This is a genomic window from Brasilonema sp. UFV-L1, assembly GCF_012912105.1.
GTDB lineage: Bacteria > Cyanobacteriota > Cyanobacteriia > Cyanobacteriales > Nostocaceae > Brasilonema.
In genome coordinates this window covers 1-2,429 of the sequence record NZ_QMEA01000272.1, presented here as the reverse complement: position 1 = coordinate 2,429, position 2,429 = coordinate 1, and the positions used below count along the sequence as shown (strand labels likewise).

At 41.3% G+C, this 2,429-nt stretch carries 2 protein-coding genes and 2 pseudogenes; all 4 read right to left on the bottom strand.

Translation table 11 applies throughout. From position 1 onward, the window contains the following. Positions 1 to 13: 13 nt before the first annotated feature. A complete protein-coding gene (locus DP117_RS33970) occupies positions 14 to 619 on the bottom strand; it encodes an SAM-dependent methyltransferase (protein ID WP_169222547.1) in 606 nt (201 codons plus the stop codon). A 265-nt stretch (positions 620 to 884) separates the two neighbouring features. Continuing rightward, positions 885 to 1,721, bottom strand: a complete 837-nt coding sequence (locus DP117_RS33965; protein WP_169222546.1) for an SDR family oxidoreductase — start codon at positions 1,719 to 1,721, stop codon at positions 885 to 887. A gap of 200 nt (positions 1,722 to 1,921) precedes the next feature. After that, positions 1,922 to 2,026 (bottom strand): annotated as a pseudogene (locus tag DP117_RS37135) (element excision factor XisI family protein); the annotation flags it as partial. A gap of 59 nt (positions 2,027 to 2,085) precedes the next feature. Next, a pseudogene (locus DP117_RS33955) lies at positions 2,086 to 2,292 on the bottom strand (XisI protein); the annotation flags it as partial. Between the last annotated feature and the right edge of the window lie 137 nt (positions 2,293 to 2,429).

Sequence of the window (2,429 nt, the reverse complement as noted above, 5' to 3'; positions counted from 1 at the left end):
ATGTGTACAGAAATCAAGTTACAGCTTCCAACCCTAAGCAGCTCTGAGCCATCGCGAGAGAAGAGATTGTTTTGAGAAGTTCGTGAACTTCTTGTTCCCTCAAGTACATCAACAAACCTTCAAGCAACCAAATAGAAGGAAATTCACTCCGAAATCCTGCATCCAGTAATTGCTCATGCCATTGCTTAGTCAGGTCTGCTGACAGTGTGTACCTTTGGCAGGTAGGTGTTATATTCTTCAATATGGTATTTTTATAATTAAGGACTTGTGGTTGGTCGATTTCATATACTTTAGTACCTTCTAACCAAGGAAGACGAAAAGCACGCATATCCATTCCAGCAGCTAGGATAACAACTTGCGATGCCCAAGACATCGAATCTAGAAGAAAATCATCAAAAAAGCGTGTGCGGACAGCTACATATGCTCTCCCTTCTTCTTCTAGCTTGACTTTTCGTCGTTCCAAAAAGGCGAAAGCTTCAGAACCAGCTAATTGGGCAGCAAAGGGATCGGAAAATAGGCAATCACTCCTTGTACTTTCCAAAGCCCTCAAACTTGCCATAAGCTGTGCAGATAAAGACACGAATTTTTGCGGAGGTAATTGCTCATCTGGTTGATTCATGCTTTCTGTTCCATATTTACTGCACATCATTGAACATCGGTCAACATTTCTTGCTTCAACCTGGAGAGTCGGATCCTTCCAGTCCACAAGCGTTAAGTTTGGGGCGAACCGACCCTACTGCATTTATTATCCGGTGCAAACGCATCGATTGATTGCCGCGTGCAAGTCTCTATCCTCAGTGTGTCCTTAAAACTCAGCGACTCTAATTAAGTTTGCTGCTATAGAAAAAAGGAAAGTTGAGGAAGCAATATAAGTTTTACTCGTTTTAAATAAGATGTAGCCCACCGTCCACAGGCAGCGCAACTCCAGTAATAAATGCAGCTTTAGGAGAGCATAAAAAAGCTACGACATCACCTATCTCTAAAGGTGATGCCCAGCGTTGCATTGGTGTATTTTGTATCCTAGCTTTGATAATATCACTATCTACTCCACCCGACGTAGATGTTACAAATTCCCAGGCTTGAGTTTTCACAAAACCGGGGATAACTACATTCACTGTAATTCGTCGTGGTGCTAGTGTCTTGGCGTAGTATCTTGCTAAAAACTCAACAACTGCTTTAGCCTGACCGGGTAAGGCATATTGCAACTTTGGTGTTTGGCTACTGTTACATCCAGGAGAAGATATTGCTACTATATAACCGTTTTCATCCTCCATGTAATTAATCGCTCTTTCTACACATCTAATAAAGCATTTAGGATAGACATTCTGATAATAATCGTACTTATCAAAGCTAGTCCAATTACCAGTACCTAATAATTGAGTTGTAACCTTTGCCGCTGAAATGGCTTCACTCGATTCAGTAGATGTCGTTAGACCAACATATAGCCCAGCATTATGAACTAATGCTGTCAGTTTACCTTCAAAGTTATCTTCTAGACATTTAAAAATTGTTTCAATTGTGGATTCTTCTGCAATGTCACCTTTAACAAGGTAAACTTTTCTACCGTACGTCGATTCAAGGGTAGCCTTTGCAGTATGTGCTGCCTCTTCATTAGCATTAAAACCGAGTATAAGGTCATACCCATCTTTAGCTAGCTGCTGTGATATTCCCCAACCAATACCGCGTGTGCCACCTGTAACTATTGCTTGTTTTGATACCATGTTTGCTGATTATTTATGACTCTTAGGACTTTCGCATTGACGAAAATCTGATGATGAAAATAAGTTCCTACCGATTGGCGGGAACTTTTCTTTTTATATTATGATTGAGTATTAGCAAAATCAACTCATGCACTTTTGGGATAGAAAACTGAGCGAACTGTGCCAAGTCGTAAAAAATGAGTATGATTAAGCGATCGCCTCTAGTGAAGTGCATAACCACTAGAAATTCTTAACTCTGGTGGACGAAACCCAAGTACAATGTGTTCTTTTGGAATTCCAGCCCGTTCTAAATCTGCGGCAATGCCTTCTTCAGTATTTTAAAAAATCTGTGGCGAAAAATGTTTTCTCAAAACAGGTTTCTGATTCAAGAGATGGCAAAGCCTGTATGTTGACGTAAATTCTCTGGATGAAAACCCAAAACAATGTCTTCAGCAGGGATACCAGCTTCCATCAGTGCTTCTGCGACTGGGTAAGAACTACCGTCATACTGAATCCAAACTTTATCACCGATAATGTCGATATGTACCGTACAACCATGTACGCGACGGATTCCATCCCAACCTACTTGTAAGACTTGGTAGCGATAGCTAGCCCCTTAGGGGGCCGGAGCTAACGCTGCTGCCTTCGGCAGATCGCGTTCGGAATCTATAATACAATACGGTTCAGTTAAGGCTGAAAGCGTTGATGACAATATGAAAATGGGGAGCT